At 58.0% G+C, this 25,582-nt stretch carries 8 protein-coding genes; 6 read left to right on the forward strand and 2 right to left on the reverse strand.

All coding sequences use genetic code 11. The features are described 5' to 3' along the window. Positions 1-3 precede the first annotated feature (3 nt). Positions 4-486 carry a very short patch repair endonuclease gene (locus tag PMI11_RS36655; RefSeq protein ID WP_081493276.1) on the reverse strand — a complete coding sequence of 161 codons (483 nt, stop codon included), beginning with the start codon at positions 484-486 and terminating at the stop codon, positions 4-6. Positions 487-910: 424 nt separating this feature from the next. Between PMI11_RS36655 and PMI11_RS19390 the strand changes: the two genes are divergently transcribed. The 4 genes from PMI11_RS19390 (at position 911) to PMI11_RS36660 (ending at position 6,542) form a co-directional block, all read left to right on the forward strand. Next, on the forward strand, positions 911-2,140 hold the full coding sequence (locus tag PMI11_RS19390; RefSeq protein WP_007820280.1) for a hypothetical protein: 1,230 nt from the start codon (positions 911-913) through the stop codon (positions 2,138-2,140). Beyond that, positions 2,127-3,452 (forward strand): hypothetical protein, encoded by a 1,326-nt coding sequence (locus PMI11_RS19395; protein ID WP_007820282.1) that lies wholly within the window; start codon positions 2,127-2,129, stop codon positions 3,450-3,452. The genes PMI11_RS19390 and PMI11_RS19395 overlap by 14 nt, the downstream gene beginning before the upstream one ends. Positions 3,453-4,231: 779 nt before the next feature. Next, the gene (locus PMI11_RS19400) at positions 4,232-6,196 is read left to right on the forward strand and encodes a P-loop NTPase fold protein (protein WP_193385618.1); all 1,965 of its coding nucleotides are present in this window, start codon (positions 4,232-4,234) and stop codon (positions 6,194-6,196) included. A gap of 157 nt (positions 6,197-6,353) precedes the next feature. Next, positions 6,354-6,542 carry a hypothetical protein gene (locus tag PMI11_RS36660; protein WP_007820286.1) on the forward strand — a complete coding sequence of 63 codons (189 nt, stop codon included), beginning with the start codon at positions 6,354-6,356 and terminating at the stop codon, positions 6,540-6,542. Positions 6,543-6,790: 248 nt separating this feature from the next. Here the strand turns inward: PMI11_RS36660 and PMI11_RS19405 are convergent, their stop codons facing one another. Further along, positions 6,791-9,337, reverse strand: coding sequence for an AAA family ATPase (locus PMI11_RS19405; RefSeq protein ID WP_007820290.1), 2,547 nt, complete (start codon positions 9,335-9,337; stop codon positions 6,791-6,793). 1,113 nt (positions 9,338-10,450) lie between these two features. Between PMI11_RS19405 and PMI11_RS19410 the strand changes: the two genes are divergently transcribed. Both PMI11_RS19410 and PMI11_RS19415 read left to right on the forward strand, forming a co-directional pair. Next, positions 10,451-20,128, forward strand: coding sequence for a hypothetical protein (locus tag PMI11_RS19410; protein ID WP_007820294.1), 9,678 nt, complete (start codon positions 10,451-10,453; stop codon positions 20,126-20,128). After that, positions 20,125-25,563, forward strand: coding sequence for a hypothetical protein (locus PMI11_RS19415; protein WP_007820303.1), 5,439 nt, complete (start codon positions 20,125-20,127; stop codon positions 25,561-25,563). The genes PMI11_RS19410 and PMI11_RS19415 overlap by 4 nt, the downstream gene beginning before the upstream one ends. The last annotated feature ends 19 nt before the right edge of the window (positions 25,564-25,582 follow it).

The following is a 25,582-nucleotide window of genomic DNA, read 5'->3' on the forward strand; positions in this document are numbered from 1 at the left end:
AATTCAGTAGCACATCTGGGCCGTATGGGAGCCCGGCGGCCCCAAATGCTTGTGCAACACCTCAGCCAAAACTTCTCTGTCCCCAACTTGGCATTCCCATACAACCAATGGCGACCATCCCAATTCTTTTAGTCTTGAAAGGGCTGCCAGATCTCTTTCTACGTTACGATCCAGCTTGGCTTCCCACCATTCCCTACGCGTGCGGGGCAGTACTGAATTTCGGCAGCCATGGCGATGCCAAAAGCACCCATGCACAAAAATTATCTTTCGACGGCCGGGAAAAACGATATCCGGGTGCCCGGGCAGATCTTTGCGATGAAGCCGGAACCTATAGCCGAGCTGGTATAGTAATTGGCGCACGATGTGTTCGGGTTTTGTGTCTCGCGATCGGATGGCGGACATGTTCCGGCGTCGGGATTCCGGCACATCCGCAAAATCCGGCGGTTTAAGTTTTTGCGATTTTTGCGATGGGGCGCGTGGGGACATAGGATGACCGTTAACTGAAAATACTTGAGAGACAAGCTTGATCTCTGGTGCTGAACTTTCCCGGATTTTTTCCGGTCACTATGCCACTGAGAACTGATCCGCCTATCAGGCATTTTTTCGGGTGCTTGCGGGCGCGGTCAAGCTCCTATTTTTCACCTTCGTGGTTTTGGGCTCGTGCGCTGTGTTGTTCCTAAAACACAAGCTATCGTTTCAGATCTTAGGATGTGGAATCATAGGTGAGCGGTCGGGCAGCGCGTCCGCCGTCGAGGCATCCCCGACTGCGCCGGCCCATTCGCTGAAGCTCAAGTTGGTGGATAAAAGTGGCTGATCAACCAAGAGGTGATTCGGAAACTAACAATCAACCTTTTCAGGATAACTCAGTTTTAGTCGCCAAAGTGGCGTTGTATGGCAAGGATCTAGCCCCGTGGAACTGCAATTACTTGACAGGATTTCCGAGGGTGAGGCTGTATGTTTCCTCTGTAAGACATCGCTCGCTCAATACGTCGAAAATTTGCCAGCTAATTTTCGCGAATTTTATATCCAAAGAGGCATAGTAACGAACCGCTTTCTCGACAACCTTTGGGACACGCTTTCGAAGAAAAGACACATCCCCCCGATCGTGCTAGTCGCCGGGACGACCCCCCCTGCGCACGAAGTAGGCTCCGTCTTCAATCTCGGTGGGGACTTCAAGGTTCTTGACGGACTTCAACGGAGTCATCGTCTCAAAGAAATATGGGACACGCTGGCCTATATCAACGAAGTGTTTGATGACCAGCCTAGCGTTTCCGTCGCGCGATTGACGCGCCAATTCGCGCTGAAATTGCGGGAAATCGATCTCAGCCCCCAAATATTTCAGAAGGTGTTGGAGGCGAAGCGTGAAGGCATCGAGGCATTGGAACTCTTCGAGGACAACACCATCTGGCTTGAGATTTGGTTCGGCTTGTCGGAAGCGCAGCAGATACAGAAGATGCTTGTACTAAACGCCGGGCATAAGTCGGTGAACATCAAGCACCAAATCGAGCTGATCTTCTGGAGTAACTTCGAGGTTCTTGCCAACGAACTAGCGCCGAGCACGATGGTTCGTGAGAAGGACAAGGCTTCCACCACCTACAGCAAGGGCAGAAGGCCCGGAGAATTTCACTTCGCGCATCTTATTTCCGCTTTCGTTTCGCTCACCGAAGGCGAAACGGTAACGACAAACGCGGAATTCTCAGCGTCTCAATCGTTTAGCGGCGACAACGGCTCCGACGAGTCGCTGCTCGATATCGACGACCGTTTACTTTCGGCGTTCGCTAAGACACTGAGGCTCCTTGATGGCGCGCTGCGCAGCGAGTCGGGAATTCGGTGGCTTGGTCGCGAAGTGGTACTGGTTGGAATCTTTGGCGCGATCGGCGCGATGGCAAAGAACCACCCTGGAACAAAAATCGAAGCTCTATCAAATTTCAACGCCCGCATCGAGCAGTACGCCGAGATCTTGAACCTCGAAGGTTTCGAAGAGTGGCGGAATACGCTTGACCTCTCGAAGGTGAACATCGGCAACGTGAACAAGCGAGCTGTCTTCAATGCCACATCAGCATTCCTGAGAGGCAAGATTTCTGATCCGATCAACTGGCGCAACGTGAACGTCAAGGATGAACTCCATGACGCTTCGTGAGAAAATTCTTGAAATCATCACACAGGCCCTGACGGCCGACGAAACGATTCTTCCTCAGGAAGAACTCGATAATATTACAGACATCATACTTCGAGCGGATGAACTCTCCACTATGGCCGCCGAGATTTTCGGGGACACAGGCCGCACCTTCATATCCGAGATTGTTTCGCTATTCGCGCGGCTACCTTTAGCGACCCCGCTGAAGGACGTTTTCCCAAAGGCCACGAACGTCGTCGCGTTCCTTAATCTCGCTAACCAGCTTGATCCCGACGAGCTGGTTGAGGAAGTGCCCACCGAACTGGGTACTTTGTTTATTCGCGAGGCAGCTCTTGAGGCGTTCAGCAAGAGTGGCGATAGATTGAAGCTGTTTGTTTACGAGCACCCAACAAACTTCAACGAGTCCGTCGCTCTCCTGGATTTCAGTAGCGGCCTTGAAGTCGGACCTAACTCGGCGAATTTTCCACAAGCAATGGCAGCATGTGTCGCCATCAAAGTAGGACTCGAAACGGTTGATCTCACAGGCAAGAGGTGGATTGTATCCTCGGTGCAACAGGAGCAGCGCCGCCTGTATTACTGCAAGTATCACGTCCTTCTCGCGGGACACCTTCTGACGAACCCAGTGTTTGCTCCCTCTACACTAGCGCTTCAAGGGATCGCGGAGACACTCCGTACCGCCGAGGAATACAACCAGTTTAACGAGCCGTTTGAGATATTGGGAGAGATCAATAGCCGAACGACGGTTCTCGACACGCTACTCAGTTGCTACCACGTGCTCGAAAATTACATGATCCGCGCACAAATCGCTAAGGTTGTTGGGCGCAATAACGCATCCACGCTGTTTGGCATTCGAAATTTTAAGCAGATGGAGATTGCTGTCGAGAAGAAGGAGATGGCTCATCTGAGCCAACTAATCTCCGAATCCTGGCAAAAGCAGATTGGCATCCAAACGTTTCGCGATTACGTCCGCGATCGATTCGATGCGCTGTTCCATGACCCAGCCTTTGTGGCCGACGACTTTCACGATTTCATGGAGAAGCTGACTGTGAAGCCGAATGGCCAACGACTCAACCTTGCCAATCTCAACGATGCTTGCGACCTCCTCCCAAAGTTGCTGTACCAAATTCGATGCTCAATCGTTCACAATAAAGAAACGGAGTTCCATCTCTCGAATCGAGAGTTGAACGTCGCCACAGTCCTGATGACCCTGGTCGATCTGTGTTTGCCAGCCATGCAACGATTGGCGTTCGGTCTTCCGTCGGTACCGGCTCCGAATCCATTATTGTACTCGAGACCGGCGCTTATGCTCTATTGAGGAAGGCAAAGGTAAATGTTGCATTCCCCTCATCCCCTCATCCCCTCATCCCCCGACCCGGAAGACAGGGCCGAAAACCCATAGCATCATCTACGATGAGCTCTGCTCTTTACGCTTGAATTGCCCGTCGCCCTGTGAACCAAGGGGCCGTTGTTTTGTACTGGGATAAGCTACGAGCACTATTTTGGGAGAACACTGGTAGGGAGTTCGATCAGCAGTTGTTTCTTTCTCCTATCGCCGTGACGGCATTGAGCGGGACGTTGCCCATTGGCGATTACGGTCAATGTAGCATTCCAGCAGAGGCGCGTTTGCCTGGAGAACTATGATGAAACCTGCGCCAATCACATTCCTAAATATCCTTTCAGTTGCTCGGCTGCGCTTTGCGGCCTAGGACGGTTGTTGCCTGTCGACCCCTAGCGGACATAGAAGTTCGCATCATGGAACGGCCGCTTTGCGCCCTCATGCCGGACAAACCTTGCATGAAGGTCCATTCTTAGAACTGGACATCTCGCCAGATCATAGAGGTGCCGGGTTTGCTCCGATTCCTGAGGCTAACTTCATCGGTTCAAACAGGGATCGCTCGCGACGAGGTTCGCGGGCGTTTTCACCTGTGGCAAATCGCTTGGCTCACATGATGACCGGAACAACCTTGCAGAACGAGCGAAGTATTTGCTATCGAACGCCTACTGGTTGAAAATCGGGAAACGAGCGACGCGATGAAAATCCCATTTAGATGGAATAATCCTGCAGAGGCCACCGCTGTAGAGCCCGAGGAACCTGTGTCTATAATCACGCTAGCGATCGAGCCGCAAAGCCACCTCGAGAAGTATCTCGCCTATTATGTCGGGCGGCTGAAGCCGGGCTATGCCGTACTGGTGACCGGAGAGTGGGGAACGGGCAAAACCCACCAGGTCCGGCGCGCGCTTCCAGATACACATGCCCACTACATCAGTCTCTTCGGCCTCAACACGCCCAGCGAGATTGAAGCACAGATTTTTACCAAGATGTTCCCCAAGGCCTCAGCAGTAAGGCGCTTCGCCGAGAAGATGGACAGCACGTCTGTCGACATTCCGGTACTTGGATCTCTTGGAACCGGAGGTCTGGCGAGTCTTCTGACTGGGCCTTTCATCAAGAATGAGGTCGACAACTCCCGCCCACTCATCTTGGACGACCTCGAGCGGTGCACCGTCGAAAACGCTGTGCTGCTCGGAATGATCAATCGATATGTGGAGCACCACGGATGCCGGGTGATTGTCATCGCGCATGACACCAAGGTGGTTGAGACCTTCGCGGACACCAAGGAAAAGGTCTTCGGCCAAACCCTTCACGTCGAACCGAATGTCGAGGCGGCCTTGGCGGAGTTCGTCGCTTTTTTCAAGGATCCGCAGAAGCCGGACAAGCTTGGCGCCCATCGTCGGGAGGTGCTTTCCACGTTCAGGGAGTCCGGAACTTCCTCTCTGCGAATCCTTCGACACGTCGTTGAGGATGTCGGTCGTCTCGCCGATGCCCTAGAGGATCGCCATTTTGAGAACGACATGGCGATGGTGGAATTGGTCCGCCTCTTTTCCGCTCTCGCAGTGGAAGCAAGAACGAACAAGCTGGAGCTCGAAGACCTCTTCAGGAGAAAGGAAAAGATCTTTTCGCACAGAATGGATATGGGGCGCGCGAAAAAGGAAGAGCCACCGAAATCCCGGCTATACGACGCTGCCCAAAGATACACGTCAATCGACATTGGAAGCACATTGCTGAGCGATGACGTGTTGGCCGAAATGCTCTTTGATGGCCGCTTCACGGAGGAGCACATCCGCACGTCATTGAACAACAGTGCCTATTTTCTCGAGAAAGAGGCGGCGCCGCCTTGGCAGATCGTCGGCAGCTTTGACAAGCTCGATGATGAGTACAGCGATCCCGCGCTGGCACGAATGAACGAGCAGTTCGACAAGCGTCAGGTGACGGATTCCGGCGAGTTCCTGCATATTGTTGCCCTGAAGATGATGATGGCGTCTCGTGGCGTGCTGAAGGTCACATCAAAGCAGATCGCCGACGATGCCAAGCGCTATATTGATGATCTCGTAGCCGCAAAGCGGTTGCCGGCGCGAAAGGCGGGCTGGATGTGGACCGACGAGTTCAAGGACGCATCCGGCGGCGTGATGTATTGGGTCTCTGATTCCTACCGAACTGATTTCCAGGATGTTTTCGAATACCTCGTCAAGGCTCGTACGAACGCTCTCACCGACACTCTCCCTGGAAAAGTCCCAGCGTTGCTGGAAGCCGTCAAAACGGACGGACAAAAATTCTTCGACATGGTTTGCCACAGCCGTAACTCGACTTTGGAATACGAGGACATTCCGATCTTTAATTACGTGGATCCGGCGGCATTCGTGGATGCATGGCTGCAATCGCCGAAAACGGGTTGGTACTGGATCGGTAACGCACTGAAAGAACGACACAAAGTTCTGACGCAATATCCTGCGCTGGCTTCCGAGAGTGCGTGGTATCCGCAGGTACATAAAGAAATGCTGCAGAGAGCGCACAGCCAAGAAGGACTGGCACGAATCCGAATGGAACGCGCTGCCGAATTGATGGGTATCCCCAAGGCCGCCCCTGCTGCTTCATCGGCCGGCGCTTCAGTCAAAACTCCGGTGAAACCGATATTGGCGGCTGCAGTTCCTACGGCTACGGAAGGCGAGGCGGATGCAGTTCCCGCAAAGCCTAAGCGTGCGCGCCGAAAGAAGCCGGAGTAAGAAACCATCGGAGCCGTTAAAGCGTCGGTTGAAACAAAAGCCAGAACTGGTTGTGTGTTTTCTGTCTTAAACGGCAACGCTGGATTAACTTGGAGGCAGCACGCTGGGGCACTTCGGCTTAGCCGTGACTCGACGGCAGATTGCCTCGGAGCAAGCCATGCCTGTCGTCGATGCCCGCATTCTCATCCTTTGCAAAACGTATCCGTCGCCCAGTGGCAAGTATGCGGAAACGACCTGCGTGGCTGGTATGGACGAGAATGGCATGATCCACTGCCACTTCTTAAACTGCTGCTCTTCAGCGATCAGACGAAACGGCGCCGCACCGGGCGATGCCGTTCGTGCATAATGGAGCGGGACCGTCCATTCGAGGAAGCGACTATGCGCTCCCCCCATTAGCCGACAATTCATAGAGCACACCCGCGTTAAATCACGCTGACCCCTTCGCGGTTTCCGTCGGCAACCTTTTGAGGGCCGGCGATGGCGCTCGTCAGGTTCAAGCACGACGTTCCCGTGATTCCTAACGCCTTATCACGCCGGCGCGATGTTGCGAGCCATGTCGGTATCCGCAAAGATATCCAGGCGATATCAGAACTACTATGCTACGGCATTCTGCCGAATACGAAGAGCGTCGGCCCAGTCCTTTAGGGCCTTAATATCGTCTGAGATCTCCGAAGGTGGCGGTGGCTCCTCATTACGAACGCGCGACGGATCATGCGCCTCGATGATGTCGCTGCATTTCTTGAACGCTGCTCGGAACGCTTCCGTATCCGTCTCCAACAGCGCGGTGACCTTCTTCAAATGCTTGGTGTCAATGTAATCCCGGTGCCGTATCAGCACACCCGCGAAAACGATCTCCTCGAGCGCCCGCTCCCACGTGGCCCGTAGAAAACCGTAAAGTCTGACGGCGGAGCTGCGGTAGCCGTCCTCGTCGTTGGCATCATAGAGAGCCTTGGCAGCCCGTTGGTCTTTCTCGAGCCGGTCCAGGCGCGCCTTGACGCCAGCATGATCCCACGGCAATCCATCGCCCACGATGCCGGTACCTTCCGGGCCGCGTGAAAGGTTTGCAAGCTTCGCGGGAATGCCTTGGCCGCGGGCGCTGTCATTCAGGTCGTTCACGAACACCAGGTCGTGGGTGAAAACAATGATCTGACGTTCCTTCGCCTCGTCCACGAGCCTTTGCGCTACCTTCTTGCGCCAGCGGTGGTCGAGCGATGTAACAGGGTCGTCGAAGATGAGTGCGGACTTGTGTGTGGCTGTCGCGAGCTCGGTCAGGAACGCTGCCAGTGCTACGCAGGTTTGCTCGCCTTCGCTCAGCACCAGATGCACCTTGGTCTTGGGATTTGCGAACAGACGGATCTGGTAGTTTGGCGAGCCGTACTGGCCGCCGGAACGCACCACCTCAACACGCACCTTTTCCGCCGCAAGCCTGACGATCTCTCTCTGGAAGCGGTCACGCATCCGGGGAGTGATGATGTCATCGGCAAGTTCGTTGCCAAGTTTCGTGATAGTGGTCGTCGCTGTCTGCCCCAGGCACTTGGCAATGCGCTCGAGCTTTGCCAGCCGCTCGACCTCTTTCGTGGCGACCTCGTGAAGGGCGGTAGCTGCGGCTCGGTCTTCGAGCTCGTCGAGCTCGGCCTGCAGGATCTGGCGGCCCTCGACGTCGGCTGCAGCCTCCAAGTGGCCGGCATACGTACGGGTGTCACTTTCAAGTGCAAGCAGCTCTGTTTCCGGGATTACCGACATCGGCGACAGGGTCATGACACCGTTGTGCTCGATATCTCGCAGACACTGTAGTCTGCGTAGATCGGCGGTGGCCATAAAGCGCAGCACGCCGGCGGCCACATCAGCGTGCTGGATGGCAATCCGCCTCCGTATGTCCGCGACTAGTCGAATATCCGGTTGACGCGTCCGGAACTCCTTGAGTGTCTTCGTGTAGACGTTCTCGGCCGCGTCAGCCTGCTTTTCCGTATCATCGCGGATGAAGCCCTCGAAGCCGCCCAGCCGCGCACCGGCCTCGGCGTCCAGCGGCTGATGGCACAGCACGCAGTGTTCACCTTCCGCCGCCGGGAACCGCCGTTCAACATGCTTCGAGTAGTGCCGCGCCGACTCCCATAGCTCCCGCCATACTTCCGCGCCGACGCCGGGGAAGGTGGCGTCCTTGAAGGCGTTTTCCGCGGCGATCGTCGCGGCAGACCGTTTGGTTCTGGCATCGTCTGCAAGCGTTTTCAGCGTGTTGAGGGCATCGTCGGAATAGTATTCCTCGACCTTCTTGAGATAGCGCAGGATCCTCGCTATACCATCGGCGAACTGGTGCTGCTCGGCCGCCGCCTCAACCGGATTTTTGGCGAGGTCTTCGGTGAGTTGCTGGAGGCGTGCCCGTTCTGCATCGGTCATGACTCCGAGGGTCGCCAGCGGGTCCAGCTTCGTATTGTACTTGAGACCGGACATGATACGCCCGACCGATGTGGTCGCCCGCCAAGTAGGCTTGTCGAACACGGGATCGCGGAGCGCCTTGAATTGGGCCTCTTCGGCCTGTAGCAACACCTTGATCTGCGTGCAGACTGCCGCGAGGTCGTCGGGAATGTCGAGCCCGAACGGGCGGAAGGCAACCTCTGTCTTGTCCTGGAGGTGGACTGCGCCGCATTCGCGGTCGAACACGCTGACCGCGGAAAGCACCGGATCAGGATTCGCGTTGTCCTCCCATGGCAGCACAGGCTGCTGCGCGCCGTCCTGCGAGATTGTAAAACTGGCCGTGGCCTTGTCGCCAATCGTCAAGGAAAATGCGTCGGGCATGATTTCACCGGCCTTGCGTGCCCTGCAGGCGCGCTTCAACACCCGCCCATATCCCGATTTGCCGGCTCCGTTTGGTCCGTAAACAACTGTCAGGCCCTGTTGTTCGAACACAAGTGTCTGCTTCGGAGCCAATTGGTTCACGCCGACGACATCGCCAAGGGAGACCAAGGCGATGGTCGCGCCGTTGCCGGGATTCGCCGGCAAGTGTACCGCTTCCAGCACAGCGGCCGTCAGTGAGATATCGGGCGCGCCGTGCTCTTTCTTACAAAGGTCCAGAACTTCTTTGATGGCCGCAGCATCAAGTGTACCGCCCGTTACAATACGCCGCAGTGCATCTCGCTGCCACATCGGCCGCCCTTGCGACCAATCCAGTATCGTTTGAAGCCAGTTTTCGGCGGGGCGGCTTGGTGCATGGTTAGAGCTTTACTTGAGGTATTCTGGAACAACAGCAGCAGCCCGCAACCTATACTAGCGCACGAAACATACAACCGGTGGGGTGTGGGAACTCGGAGTTATCAACAAAATGAAGGCTCGACGCCGGCGCGTTGATTTTCCACCTTCATGTTTCTTCCCGCGACACACCCACAACGGTGCCCCGGTTACCGCAATGCCGAATGCCGAATGCCGATTGATGTCTGCTATTGCCATTGATTGGCTCAAAGCCGACAGGCTGCCTCCGGCCCCAAATCAGTCATTGCGATTCAGGTTGTGCGGATTGGAAATGATTTCTGCTTCGTCCCAAGGATTCGCGCTAGGATATGCAAGTCTCCGTGGACTCAGGCCCAAGAATAGCACCTGGGACCTCTGAGATGCGTCGGTAATAAGGCTGACCCACGTCCGGTCCTGTCGTCTGCACCTAAACGGTTCGGCCAACGCAGCCACTTAAATCCTTGCTGAACCGTTCGCCTGCGTGTGTATCTGGCATATGCAATTTCCACTTGAGCGGGGTTGGAAAATGGAATATACAATTGCTGCTTTCGTGGAATTGCGCTGTTACGTCATGTATTCTACGAGGATCAGAGGGGGGAATACCTGAATTGTTGTGAAGAGTGCAATCCTGTGAGTGATTGCATTGCTGAACGATTGTTGAAAAGTTGAATTCCTACTGTGGCTTTGGTCTCGGTAGGAGCGAAGAATTACTGTGAGTTTACTTCTTGGCCGACATGGTCCACGCGGGTTCGCAAACGACTAGGCTGAATTTCGGGCTTCACTAAATGGATGCGCAACGAGGTTGTTCACGATGGCCTCGCTCTCTGTTTTGCGCTTGCGCTTTTCCGTGCAGGTCGTTGTGGGTCAGCCCCATTCGACCTGTCCGCGGCTGGATTTCCTATGCGAAGATAGGGCGTCTCTGCCCGTTTTCCGTCGCGTTTCCAATCTGTTCGCCCGTGTAAATCAATTGGGCAGTCGCAACGATCTACGCCTGGTGACGGGCGAACTTGTCGAACAAGGATGGGGGCAGCAGTGGGGCTTGGAACCGACGCGCGTCCGGTCGGCTGGCAGGACATTATCAATCCGCAGATAACCCGCCGTGGTCTGCTTGGCGGTCTCGGCGCCGCGCCGCTATTGTTGTACGCGAGCAAGAGCCACGCGGAAGGGGAGTCTTGGTACGATCTGCAGTTTGAACTGGCCGAGGACCAGAGATCGCTAACCGTTCTCGAGATCAAGGTTACACCCGCGGGCAAGCCGAATGCTGACGCGAATGCCGCGTCGCCGGACACTCGTGTGGTCGCGTGCTGGTGGAACATACCTGCACTTGCCTTTGGGCCGGCAGCTTACTTCGACATGGAAGAGCCGGCAGCGGGAGACATCGGCAAGGTCGGGCCTGCTCCGGCGCGCACTGTCTATGCTCGCAACGTCGATTACGGATTGCGCTTCGCCAAGGGCGATAAGTCGACAGTCAAAGCTGGCAGCAGCAAACCCGGTTTCATCGGGTTCAGGTTTCAGAGGCCGGGCACGCGGTGGACCATCGAATACATAACCGACCTGTGGCTTCTGACGAAGGGCGGCGTGGACAGTATCCGCGCAAGCAGGCCCGCGGAATTCCATGCCTTCATGGATCCCGATCCGGATCCAGGCACCCGACCGCTGCCGTTCGAGGATGTCGTTCACAGTCGCGTCGGGTCGACCCTTGACATCATGTTCGCAGGTCAGGTCGGCGTACGGCCGGGTTCGTCCGGATATCTCCGAGTGACGCTGGATCGAAATCTGGTTTGGACCGTCAAGCGAGCCGGTGACAACGCCGTCTCGGCTCTGGATGGCCGGCTGGATATTTCCGAGTTCAATTTTGCATGGCGGCGGGCAAATCCCGAGGCGGCCCCGACGGATGCGGCACGGAGCGGCTCGACGGAAGCGATCTATTTTTCCGGGCAAGCGGGCCCTAATGATATGAAACTGACGGGTAGCGCTGGCGTTCTGGAGATTGGCCGGTCCGATGGTCACCAAGTCAGGCTGCGCCCCGGCGATCTCTGTACAGTCAATCTTGATGTCATTGCTGGACCCGCCTCGTCGCTGCCGCGACAAATGCAGGTCGTTTCGGCCCTCAGCATCGGTGAAGGCGTGCTTCAGGTTCGCAACGGTACAAGGACCCTGACGGATGGCGTCGCAGGCCGAAATCTTGTGTTCGCTCAGACCGACACTCCCCAGACCAACCTGCCGCGGATACGGCGTACGGTCCTATGGGGACAAGCCAGCGGTACCGGCCCCTTGGTCGGAAAGCCGGATGCGAAACATCTGAAGTGGCAGGAGAAGGGGGAGGTTCCTTCTCCCGTCGGCCTTCTCGGAATTGGTGCGCCGCAAGCAACGACGCGCCGCCGGCAGACTGAGGGCGAGGGTGCGGATTCCTCGAATGAGGCACTTCCTCCTGAAACTACTCCCGCGAAGGATAAGCCTGAGGCTGCTCCGCTCGAAGTGACAATCACCGGCCCGCAGGCATGTAAGCCGATCGCGTCCGTCGACGCGACAGGCGACCATCTCGCACGCTTCTTCCAGGCTGTGAACGGCGATCGTGGCGGCGTACCCGATGCCACCCTTTATCTCCTTCATGATCGTCCGTACGGAAACACCGACGCTTCGGCGATACGGCGCATCCACTTCGACGTCTCGCTATTATCGACCAATGCTGCTCTTCCCGACACCAGCTTCAGCCGGCTAACCTTCAGGAACTCCGATCTCAGGCTGGTCTACGAGGACGGCGCGCCGATTGCGGAACTGAAAGGCGGCGAAGACCCGCGTCCGATCGCCGGGAGTTTCGTCTGGCTCGGGCCGATGTCTCCTGGTGAAAGACGCGCGTCCTTCGATCTTTCGGACGCGACGCTCACCTGCGGGCGCGACTACGACCTCATGAAGTTATGCCTTCGTTTTCGCGATCTCCTGCTTGAATATCAGCCTGAGCCCAGGATCGTGCCCGCCCGCGACGATGCGCGCGTCCATATCGGCGACGATGGCGCCGTGCATGATACTCGGCCAACCATTGTCGCGGAACTCAGCCCCCAACATGTAATGGAAGCAGCCATCTTTCGCCCCGAGGCTCCGCCGCTTCCCGACGTCGACCTGGATAAACCAGCCAATGCCGGCGACCAATGGTGGACCCGGGAGAACATTCTGGCTGCCCTTGCGAACGAGGCGGACCGGGAGAAACGAAAAAACCTTCGGCTGACCATTCAAGGCCTGAAGATTGAGCAGGAGGGGAAAACAAAGTCTGGTAAGCCGCAGCCGTTCAAGGCAATGGCCGAGGCTTTTGCGCAAAAGACGAAGGCGCTTCCTTCCGACCAGCAGATCTACATCGGGCCGTTCGCAATCGATGCGGATGGCATGGGCGTTGCGCGCGTGTTGATGACGCAGATCGGCCCTGCGGCGGTAAAAGCCGAGGTTGACGACCTGCTTGTGCGCGTTAACGTCCACGCGCACCCGGCCGGGCCTCTTTCCAAGCTGGGAAAGCTGGCTCCGGTAAAGCTTGACCCGACGTCGCCTGCGGTTGCCGGTACTGCAACGCCGGATTACCGCGGAAGCGCCCTTCGCAATGAGGCGGTGTTCGAGTCGCTGGAGCCCCTCTACGGGGTGTTTCGCACTTTCTGGCGTGACACGATCGTCACCTACCTTGCACTTGTCCAGCACAACGTCCCGTCAAAAGAGATCTTTGACAGGATCGGCTTTATCATGCCGGCTGATGCTGACCCGGCACGCTATCCAGAGTTTGGCGAGTTCCTGATCGAAAACAATCGTTTCGTCGGATATGACGAGGGCAAGCTCGCAATGTTGGTCGCACTGATGGTCGACCGGTTCGCCAAGTTCGCGCTCGGACTCGATTCTATCCCGGACCTCGTCGGAGCGCGCCTTTCGGGCAAGAGCAGGCTTGCCTTCCGCATCGACTGCGATCCGCCACAAACTGCCAATGCCTATGAGGCCGGAACGATGTCGAGTTCCGACGATGGGCCCAGCCGAACCGGACCTGGCATTTCCCGGTTCAAACCTATCCCGTTTACATTCGAAGGCTTGACCGATTGGTCGCGGTTCGAGCCTGCGGTCACAAAGCGCGCCAGAAAGCTCTTTGAGAGCCTTCCTTCCGGTCTCCTTCCTCGGCCCGGGAGCCGTTCAGCCAACCCAAGCGACCACGCAATGATGCGGTTTCAGGGTTTTTCGGAAGGGCCTATCACCGGTGCATCGCGGATGGCCGAGGTGCGCGCCTCGCTGAAGAGCGAACGTGTCGCCGATCTTTCCGGAAGAGGCGAGGCGCCGTTTCCTGGCGAGCCGCTCGACCTCGAAACGGCCATCGAGATTCCTGCGCGCCTGATCTTGTCGACAGCCCAGGACGCGGTGTGGCGCACCAATCGGCGCATGCCACCGGAAGTAACTTCTTCCGTAAACGACAGTCCCGTCGCGCCGGTTGATGGCGAGTCGATCGGGCTTGAAGAGGGCGTCGGTCTTGCCGGGCAAATCGAAACCGTTAGTGTCCAGCCGCGCGACCTATGGTCTGTGCGGCTCGAAACTGACTTTCTCAAACCGGATCTAAGGGCCGTGTCTTCACCCGATCTTCGTCCGTCGGCTCTCATCGGTCCACGAGAGCCGGGGACTGCGCGGTTTCCGGGGGAGGGTGCTCCGCCACGCGGTCCCTATGCCCCCTGGTTTATCGGGCCTGAGCAGCTTGAAAGCGGTACGGTGGCCGCGCAGACCCTTGCAGATGAACTCAAGGATCCCGATCTTTGCCTGGCCCCCAAGGCGCCCAGCAAATACAGGCTCATCCGCTGGCTATGCGAACGCGCAGGTTTCCGGCAGAGCCTTCCCGTCGAAGACTATACCCTTTTCCGCACATCGCTCGATGCGTTCGACCGTCACCAACTGGTCCTTTTGACATCGACTTACGGTCTCCCGGTCATCGGCAAACGGAAAGCTGCCCCAGGCAGTGACGAAGACGCGGATCGCGCTGGTGGACTTGTTACGGATTCTGGCCAGATCGAGCCCGGCGAGGCATTCTCGCTGCTCGACGCGACTGACGATCAGGCACTTCACAAGCCCGTCTCGTTCAAGGTTAAGGCATTGTCGCTGACTGCGCTTGGCGGCTCGTTCCTACATGAAACGTCCTTCAAGCCTTCGGCCGGCGCCAACGATTTCCGCGGCCGCAAAATATTCGAAGGTTTCTCGATCGACACCCTGCAGCAGGACATCGTGCTCGGTCGGGATATTCGAACGGAAGTTGTATACAAGGGTTATTGCCTACCATTAGGACATCAAGCTTCCTTTATAAAACTGACGGAACGGATCTTTCTTCGCACGCCAAACAGCGGCATCAAAGCAATGCTGCGGCAGCGGATGTTCTTGCGCATAAGCGAGCCCGAAAAGCTCTACGGTGCGCTCGCGCAGCCGCATGCCGGGCGCATGTGGTGCGCCAAGAGGGTCAGGCTGCTTGCTGACAAGACGCCGGATATCCTAGACCCAAGCATCCCCCTCGGCCCGTTGAGTGAACAGAATCCGGAAAGCCTCAATGGCCGGATTTTTCTGGGTGACGGGCCAGGACTGGCCTTCTGGCCGCGCACCGATATAACCACCGACGGCCTGCACCGCTTTGAGGTGACATTTGACGGCACCCCGACCTCGCTGCCCATGATCTTCGTCGACAATATCGCGGCAACGACCGGCGAGTCCCTCAAGCGAGCAGTCGATCACTATAACGGCAAACTTGCTCCCGATGCTACGCCCGGCCTACAGGACATTCTTTTGAGAAATCGCACCCTGGCCGTCGGCGGGGGCAAGATCGACTTTGCACCCAACAGCAAAGCCGGTGAGGCTCAGTTCGAAACCGAAGAGATTCTGGTGCGCGCCCATGGCCGGACTCGCGTCGTCGAGGCAGACAGTTGGACGGGTGAACTGGAGGGCATCGACAACTTCGTCACGTCGGGCGTGCTTGAAGGTGCCGGACAGCCGCCCTTCTATCCAGCCATGCAGAAGGCAAAAATCAGACTAGGTCCGGTTGAGCGCCTGAGCGGGGGCACGCCGAGCGCTGTGGAGGTGCAATACGACGGGCACTATGTCCTTTATGGCTTTGACAAGGACAGCGTGGCGCGCGGCCTCGAACCGGCGAAGGGCGCCAATGCCAATCCCCAGGAAGTGTTTCTCAACCTGCGCAGCGTGCTGAATTTCGGCATGGGCGGCAATGGCGACCGCGCAGGCGGGATTGCCCGCCCCGAATCCAATATTGTGGCGATCAGCCGAAGCAAGGGCCCGCTTGGAGGCGACGAAACGACCTGGTGGAGTACCGGTCGCCAAAACAGGGCCCCAGATGTCAACAAGGTCGAGCAGGTTAACGGAAAGCCCATCGACGCCAAGCTCGACACGGCGATGGGGTCGACAACGCTTGTTTCGCTGGCACACTACTTCAATAAAGAAGTGCCGCGGCCGGCGCTGACACCACTGAAAGAAGACCGGCAGCCTGCCTTCGCGCCCAAGACGCCGGATGCCGCCAACCTAGAGATATTGAATCAGGTCCAGTCCTTCTTCAGCTTGGACGCCAAACTGCTTGGCACGGTCAAGCTCAAGGACCTGATGACGCTGCTCGACCTCAAGTTGGACAGCATCCCCGTTTTGAAGGAGGGACTGGAATACGGCACCGCCGCCCTGCGTAACGCCAACTCCCAACTCGATGGCCTGAGCAACGACGTGCGCGAGCGCGTTCTCGCACCGCTCCGCGATGTGATCCGGCAGTTGCGCGCCGAATGGAACGCACTTGACCAGTCGCTCCGGAACAAAAAAGTAGAAGTCCCTATTCCTGGGGCCGGTTCGAAATCCACCGCACTCAGCCTTGCAGACATCTATCCCGAGGTGAATCAAGGCTTGTCATCCGTCGAGAAGGCGTTGGACGAAGCACTGGCGGCCGAGGACGCCACGGCGCTCGTCCCAAGACTAGCAGCGGTGCATTCCGCTGCCCGGGAACTCATTCGCGGACTTTCCATTATCGCGTCGAACCCGGTGGAACGGCTTGAGGACGCTGTCATCGGCAGCCTGCAGGCGCGCATCTTGGAGGTAACAGACGCGATTGCGCAGTTGCAGCCGCTTGTCGCAAGCCTAGAGCAACTGGCGACAGATTTGCTCGACGCGGCGGCCACCGACGCGGCCGAACAGGCCGCCGACTGGATATACGGGAAAATGGCCGGCGCGGTCCCTAAGTCCGAGGTCGATCTCCAGGCTTCGATGAAACTTCTTCATCTCTTCCCGCTCGCAGCCGTGCCGCTCGATCTCTCGGTCGTTCTGAAGGCGCTGGTCGCCGACATCAACAAGGACGCCGCGTCATTGGGCAAGGCGATTCTTGGTTCGTCGCCGCCAGACAAGGGCGTTGGCCCGATCCTCGTCGAAGCTGTCAGGGACGCCGCTCGTCAGGCGATCCGGCCGACCCTGAAGAACGTGCTTCTGTCGCTCCTACAGGGCCAATCCGTCGAGGCCGCTCTCACGGCAGGCGTCGGCGAGTATCAATCCCAGGTAAGCTCGAAGGTCAAGACGGCGATAGACATCGCAAAAACTGCGGTTGCGGCGTTCAAAACCTCTGCGGCGGACGCTGAACGTCGCGCCGCGCTCGGCCTTGAGGCGGCGCTCAACCAATACGCCGAGCAACTGCTTACAGACACGATCGACTGGGGCCTCAAGCAATATCCTGACGAAATTCAGGTGCTGGTCGCCGGCGTCGAGCGCGCGAGCCACGCGTTTGACAGCGTCAAACGCGTGGCGGATGCAGTTAAGAACGCCAAACTTCAGGAGAACCCCAACGCCGAACTTCAGGAGATCCTCAACGCCGGCGGAACGTTCGCCGCGGAGGTGCTCGGCATCGATGTCGACGGTATGGCGGAAAGCTTCCGGCAGACCGTAACGGCGCCGATTGCCGCATCGGTTCGCGAGGCACGAAAAACCTTGCTTCCGGACCAGGTGGTGTCCGTAAAGGCCGACATCCTTCTGCGTGAAATCGAGGCCTGCGCGCCTTTAAAATTGGCAACGCCGCAAAAGTCGACATTGCCGTTGCTTGATGTCAATCAGAAGGCGGAAGCGAGCACATCGCTGCTAGTGGGCCTTGCAACCGCCCTCAAGACAATCGAGGAAGTTCGTGCCTCACTGCCCGCGGTTACGAAAGCGGCCTCTTCGTCCGGATTTGAAGCGGTCTCATCGAAGCTGACTACGTTCGTTTCCAACCTGGAGACGTTCCTTGGCGTCGAGGACTCGCGACCGGGTGGTGTGTCCAACGAGATTGCCGGGCTCTACAGCGACATCGTCGATCTCACCGTGGCCGTCACTGATCTCGACCTCTCGTTTTCGGGCGACGACATCGACCTTGCCAAGATCGAGCGGATCGGCTCGCTTGCAAAGCAGATCCGCTTCCTGGCAAAAGCGATTGCCGATCACCTCACCGCAATCGTCAGGTCGACGGGACAGTTTGCACAACAGAACCCCGAATTCATAGCCGCAGGCATGATCGCCGGAAACGTCGTCGTCTTCGCCAGCAGCAACGGCATCAACCTCAATACCATCGACCAAACGGTGCGGGCAGCCCTTGAGAATGCCCGCAGCCGGGCGGATCTCCTTGAAAAAAGCCTTGTTTCAGCTCTCGTTCCGGTGATCGATCTCGGCCTTGCCTCGATCGGCACGACCACAGCAGGGACGGCGCAAGGGATCAAAACACTGGAAGACCAGCTTCCCCTGTTGAACGGCCTTGCGTCGAAGGCAGGATTGTCGCTCGATCCGGAAGTGGTGAACCTGCAGAAAAGGCTTGCGAGCATTAGAGTGCAACTGACCACCTACGGCAATCTGAAGGTGTCATCTACCCCGACTGATCAGGCATCGCTTGTAGCACTCTTCGCCGCCCCTCTGAAAGAAGGCGGTCACCCCACACTGAAGGAGCTTTCCGTCCTTGATGGTGGCGTCTCGGAATTGCACAAAGCCGCAAAGGACCTGCGAGATCTCGAATCCGCACTCTTGCGCGAATGGCGCGCGCTGCAAAAGCGCCTTGAGGGCGCGCCAGCGGAAATCAAGGAGGCCGCCGAAAACGCGGTCGTCACCCTTGGCCTCTTCGACAAGCTGGCGACCGGTTACGATCAAATCAAGGTCCTGCGCAACCAGCTCCTGTCGCAAGCCGCCGAAAACACCTTCTTTGCCCCATTCGCCCGAAGGGCGCTCATCGTCGAGACGCTGAGCGGACTGGGCCCTGCGGGCAACGGCGCCTGCAACGTGAACGATCCGAAAGAGCAAAACGCCGTGCTCGCCGAATGTGATCGCCTGGCCCAGGAGGTGATGGTTTTTGTGGACGCCCGCAAGCTCGCGGGTCTCAAGGATGACGAGCGCTCGAAACTGCGCCAGCGAATTGTGTTGGCGCTGCGTGGATGGAGCAATGGTCAGGCATCGCCGCTGCTCATCGTCGAGCAGGCCAAGGAAATGGGCAAAGACCTTCTTCGCGGCAATGTCCTGTCGGCGGTCGATCTTGGAGCATTCCGCGATCAGCTCGAGGATTCCATTGCGGCACTCATTCCAACCAAGGTCAAGTTCTCCTACGATTTTGGCTCGACCGTGGCGGAGCCGCCAGGCGCCAAAGATATCTTCCAACCGAAACAGGGCTCTGACTTCAATATTGTCGTCAGGGCCTCATACGATCTCCTGACGCAAAAGAGCGATTATTCCGCAAGCGCCAATCTGGGCCCGTTCGACATCTATCTCATCGGGGACGTAGCCGACGCGTTGCGCCTTTCGTTCGGCGGAGCCGCCTTTAGCGTCAGCAGCGGGTCCAGCGCGCGGTTCGATGTCAAGTACGAGGACTTCGAAATCGGCAAGGACCTAGAATTCGCCCAGCAACTGCAAAGCTACCTTACGCCGAAGGAGGGGAATGGCGTCTTCATTCAACCGATGACGCGCGGCGCGGGCATCGAGGTCGGATACGGGATCAACCTCGGTACAATCGGCGTGGGCGTCACATCGTTTTTCAATGTGTCACTGAACGTTTCCGCAGAGCTGCCCTTCGGGGACGACGAATCCCTCTTCAAGGTATCTCTTGGCAGGCGCCTGTCTCCCTTCGGCATGGGCGTTCTGCCGTTCGTCGGGTCGGGGTATTTTTCAATCTACGCCGCGGCCGATGGAGTCCGCGGATTTGAAGCGTCATTCGAATACGGCGGCGGCGGTGCGATCGGATTCGGTCCCTTGAGCGCCCAATGCCGAATTTCCGCCGGTGTCTTTGTTCGCATTCTCAAGGTAAATAACAAAAAAACTACAGAGATTTACGGAACTTTCTTCGCAGGTGGGTCGGCGAGTATCTGGGTATTCCAGTTTTCTACCTCACTTTACGTGAGGTTGGGGACCGCCGAAGGCGGAGCCATGTACGGCGAGGCGATTTATTCGTTTTCATTTAGCCTAGGGATAGCTGACTACGATTATTCAATTACAGCATTTAAAAAAGAAAACTCCCTCGGCTCCAAGCGAGCGGCATCGCTGCCTGACGGTGGCGGAAAAACCCGCTTTGCCACCGCTGACGCTCCCTTTGGGATTGATCCCATCATTACCGGCAGCCCCGTCGAGGACGCGCCGGGCTTCACCAAAATCAAGACTGCAAACCAACTCACGGACTGGAACGGCTACGCGGCCTACTTCGACGTCGGCCTGCTCGAGGGATTGTCACCATGATCGACCAACTTTTCGTGCCTGTCCGCCCGTTGCTTCGCGTGGTTGCCAATGGCCGGCGTAGGGGAAAAAATGGGGATGTTCTCAAGTTCACCCTGATCGCGACGCCTGAGTACGACAGCAAACAGCCTTTCACGGCGGAAGACGGCGCCTTCGAGTTCGCCAATTGGCCGAAGGAAATGGCGGAGAGGATGCGCAACGGTCGCGCTGAAGGACCGTTTGCGGGCAAAGTGACGCCTGCAGGCAATGCGCGACTGCGGCTCCATGCACGTGCCATCATTGCAGCGGCTATCCCTGATATCGCCCCCGGCTCGGACTGGCAGGAGGTACTCTTGGAGGCCGCGGCCTCAAAAGCCTTCGACAACCCCAATCAGTGGACGGAGATAAATGCGATATGGCAGGGATCCCTTGCCGGACCCATAGCTGGTAACTGGAGAGACTTGGCACTCGACATCGAGCGGTCACTGACGGGCGCGAAACGCTCCTCTGATTTGCAGAAGGAATATTCGGGAACGCCCGTTATTGATGCGCATGGCGCCATCATCGCCGCGCCCCATGACGCGGAACAGACTGTTACCGTCAAGGGGGTGGTTCCGATCCGCCAAAGTGACCTTGCCATCGAGGAGGAATCGGAGCGTGCCGTCCGCATCCTTGCAAAGCAACAGGGTGGACCTTTCGCGGTACTCGATGAGCGCGAAGAGCCGGAGGAAGCCGGCTATGAGGAAAAATTCAGGTCGGTCACCGATGGGACCAACGAGGAGCGCAAGCGCACCCAGGCAACTTCGTTGCAGGTGGCGGCCCTGGTCTCAGGCGGGCCTGCCATCGCCAATGACGCGCCGAAACCAACAACAGCCTCGATTATCCCCCAACCCGGTGACGTCGTCGCTGAGCAGGTTCCAAAGGAAGCCCCTCTAGTTGGCGCTGGCCCTCCGACCTCCGATCGCGGCAAGCGACGGGCAACACACCAGTATGGAACCTGGCTGCAGCGTCGAGCGAAATACCGAAGCGACAGCAGAACCTCCCGCCCCGTGGTAGACGACAAACCCGATCAGGTGCCCGCTGCGGCACTCCGCGAGCGCCACAGAGGTGTGTTTTTCGCCCTGCAGGGCGATCCGACGCTCGCACGGCTGTTCTGCATGGCAATCGACTTCGAGGTCGAGGAGGCGCGTCTGACGGAAAAGGTTGCGGCCGAGAAAGTCCACCTGGCCGTTTGGACGCCAAGCCCGCGGCGCGCATTGATTGCCACGGCCGCGCGGCGTCATGAGAATGGGTTCTGGCCGGTGTCCGCCTTCGAAGCCCACGTGGTGAAGTCGAAAACGAATGGAAGCTTCGAGATCCTTCATAGTGACGATCTCGTCGAGCAGCGTGATGGTATCTGGAGGTTGGGCACATGCTGCAAGGTCGATGCCGGCGGCGGCGAGGCAGCGGTTCCGCGCTACGATATCGTGTCGCTCGATCTTCGCCGTTCCATTGATGGCAAGACCACGGGCCGAGACCGTGGGGAGGAACATCACACCGCCGGCTTTACAATCCTCGATCGTGGCCGCGCCGACCAGATCGCGCGAGATCTGGCCCTGTCGGCGATGCAAGCGCAAACACTACCGGGCAAGGGGGCCGTGATCGTCCTTCATGCAGAGGAATTGACAGTCGGTCGCAGGATCGACATTGCGGCGGTGGCTCCTGGCGCGAAACTTGGCAGTGTCACCTGGCGAAGTCTTATGCATCGCTACGTTGATTTCGATTTCAAATCGCGAGATCCGGTCGCCGAGGCAGTCCTGAAACAACTGTTTCCGGGAAAGGGGCAAAAGGGCATCCTCGAGGAGGTGTCGTTTCAGGTGGCAGCTCGCTACATGCCGATCACCGGACAGGACGTTGAAGCTGTCGCGGAAGAAGCGATTTTCCTCTGGGATGGCACGCCTGCCGGCGTTCTCACGGATGCCGGTGTGGGGAACGTCGATTTGCCGAGCTTTTTCCCGTTCGATCGCACGTTTGCACTGCCTGACGAGGAAGGGCTTCGTGTAGCACCGTTGCGATTCGGTTTTCCGTACATGTGCCGCTGCCGTTCAATGTTCCTCGGGGGAGGTTCCCCCGACGCCTCCGATGAGAGCACCAAGGCCACCACCGACAGTTTAAGCGTTCTACCGGTTGCCGCCGGCGATGTTGCCCAGCCGCGTCGCTTCCTTCGCCACGAGAGCATCGCGGCACCGGTCCTGATGCTACCAAAGCACCTGGCGGAGGCGCGATCGCTTCATATGGGCTATGAACAGGCCGACCAGGCCATCGTACGTTCCTGGAACGACGTCTCTTCGGCGCTCGAAACAATCAGTGACCTCGACGACATAAGAGGGGAATATGTCGGAGGGCCCGCACGCACGACGCCGGAAAGTACGATGCGTGTTCTTCTTGCTCCTGAAGCCGCGCTTGATCTCGTCGTGCGTCACGGGCAATTCGACAAGGGCAACGTGTCGCGCGTTCGCCGAGGTGGCTTGATGGACGTATCGTTCGCGCCGAGACCATTGCCCGATCCGTCTCAAGCGACGAACACACCACGCCCCAGTGGCTTTCCGATTGTAATCACCAGCAAGCGGGACACGTTTGATCCGGAAGGCGCAATCTATCGCCGCAAGCTGGCGAATCCACAGAAAGACCTGCAAGAGCGAGGCATTCCTGTTTTCGAGCCTGGTGGAACCAACGCGACGCCGAACGGCGGGCTTGGATATCTCGTGGATCCGGCCATCAACCACTATTCGATAAGAGCCCGTATCCGGGGAGGGGATCGTTACCTCGAAGGCTCGATCGAGGCGTCGGCGTTCTCCGAACAGGGATATCCGGATGTGCTGCCGCTCGTCGTGAGCGTCACGAAAGCCGCTGGCAACTCGAAGACCGTTCGCCCAGCACATGCAACGAAGATCAGCGAGATTGCAGTCGTGGCCGGACCAACCTGGCTTGACGATGCCGGCAAGCTTGGGTCGACAAAGCCCAAACGGGGCACGCGGGTCAGTCACGTCCAGGTGAGGCTCTATGCAGGTGAGGACTACGATCTGGAGGTCGCTTGCCTTCCGGAAGGTTCGATGTTGGCAAGGCGCTTTTCAGTGTCTGAAACAATAGCACTGCTGTTTAAGGCAGCAGGTGCCGACAAAAAAAAGCTGGAGCTCCTATCACAGATCTGCGGCGGAGAGATCGCGGATGCATGTGGTCCAGCAGTTGAATGCCAGCAAGTGATCGGACTTTGTGGCGAGGCAATCCCTGCGCAGGGAATTGTCGATAAGGTTGCGGCCAATCTCCTGGCGGCGATGAAGACGAAGTGGCCAGTTGAGGAAGTCGCTGCCGTCACGACGCTGCGGGTGTGTCATGCCGTCAACAAACCGGCGCTTTTGGCCAATTGGCGGAACAAGGCTTCGCTGAAGGCTGTCCGCCAAGACTACGAATTGGCTTGTGACGTAATTCTCAATCCAAAGCTCAGCGATGAGCTGAAGGCAACCGGCCTCTTTCTTCAGGGGCAGATTGAAGTCGATCTCGCCTTGGTCGACACCCTACAGATCGTGGCCGAGACCGTTGCAACCGATGGCGCGCTTCTCGACTCTCGCGACCGCGGGCGCAGCTCGATCTCCAAGCGCACCGGACGATGGCCAGTAATGATGACCAAGGATGGCGAACGTGCTTACGTGTCTGCGACCGATGTTGTTGGCTTCAGGGTCGCCGAGGACGGCTCCGTGACCTTGCCCCACCAGACGGTGACGCTACTGAATGTCGGCAACTTGCCTGCTCACGGCGCACTCGGGCAAGTAATCTCGCTTGTGAACACCGGCAACACCTGCGAGGTGCCAGAAGACCTTGAGTTCGGCGCGACGCCAACGGGAAAGAACCCCGGCGAGCCCGTGTTCGGTCCCACGACAGACCGATTGACCCAGATCGAGCTCGCACCGCTTTTTGCCGCGGCTGGTATGTCGGTTCCGATCATCTTTCAGATGGCCATGGAAGAAGGGGCCAAGGATGTTGCGCGACGGACACGCGTACTGAAGATACAGCGTCCTCATGTGTTCAAGGACACACTTGCCCGAAAGCTCACCCTGAAACTCGTGTCGACTTCCAGACATGCCGCGGCCTTCGAAACGACACCGCGATACCTGCAGGGCAGGGAACAGCTTCTCTATCGTCGCCAGCCGCTCAAGCGGACGGACCAGGCCGTCATGAATACGGACTATGCCGAGATCTGGATGAGATCGACGGTGCGGCCGGCCGTTCCCGATTTGCGGCGGCCCGAGCCCTCCTTCACCATCTCCCGCAAGTCCGAACCGGCCGGCGATGGCAAGAAGCACATATTGGTCCGCACGGCAAAGACAAGGCTTTATTTCGGGCGCGGGTGGTTCAGTTCGGGTGAGGGCGAGCGGGTCGGAATTGTGCTCTGGCCGCCGGATTACGCCACTCTCAAGAGCAGCGACGTTGACGCGGACAAGATCAGGTTCAACGACCGGAACCTGAGAGTGCGCGATTTTGAAGATTCCGACCTAGGCGAGGGGGGCAGTTTCATAACGCGATGGGGCGGAGATCCAATTCGCAAGGACCCCACGGACCAGGAGGCGAACTTTATACCTCCGGATGCTTTCGAAGATCTGAAGCGGCTTGGACAGGCCCCGCATCGCCCAGAGATAGTGCCACGCGCACTCATGCCCATCCCTCGCGCTGCCTCGGGGACGGCCACGGAATATCTTCCCGTTTCCTTGCTGACCTATGAGCCATGCTTCGACCTCGATCGCGAAGAGTGGTACGTGGATGTCGATCTCAAACCGATCCGAGCGTCGGAACCTTTCGTTCGCTTCGGGATCGTGCGTTACCAGGCCCAGTCCATCTCTCCCAGCATCATGGTGTCAGAGCCGGTGAGCGTGACCATGCAACTCCTGGCCGAGCGCCAGATCGAAATCACGACAAAGGGCAAGGACACACAGGATCGCTTTGTTTCCATCAGGGTCAGCGGGCTCGGATCACATGATATCAAGGATATCTTCCCAGACTTGCTTCCCGACGCCGACGAGGCGTGGTCGGCCAATTTCGACACACTTCGCCGGCCAAAGATGAAGCTTTCGCTGTTTCACGAGGTTGAGGATGGTGAGAACGGCGTTGTCCGCACCCCCATCGAGACCACCCCGGAAAAAAGCACGACCGTCGGCCCGGCGATGGATGAGAACTTTCACTGCGAGGTCGAACCGACGATCGAAAACGCCAACCTGGTCTGGGAGGTCGATTTCAACTTCGCAGCCGCCGCGCTCGATGATCTCGGCCGGGGCCGTATCGTCGCCTATGTCGAAGAGGTGGACCGGCGTATGCCGGCAGCCTACCGGAAGGAACCGGCCCCGCTTAAGAGCATGTTCGCGCTGAACTCATTTGTTGAGTCAGGCCCGCGCTTCAGCGCGCGCGTGCCGTTCCTTGAGAAAACGTAGCAGACAGGAAAGGAAAGTT

It is taken from the genome of Rhizobium sp. CF142, from assembly GCF_000281145.1.
Lineage (GTDB): Bacteria > Pseudomonadota > Alphaproteobacteria > Rhizobiales > Rhizobiaceae > Rhizobium.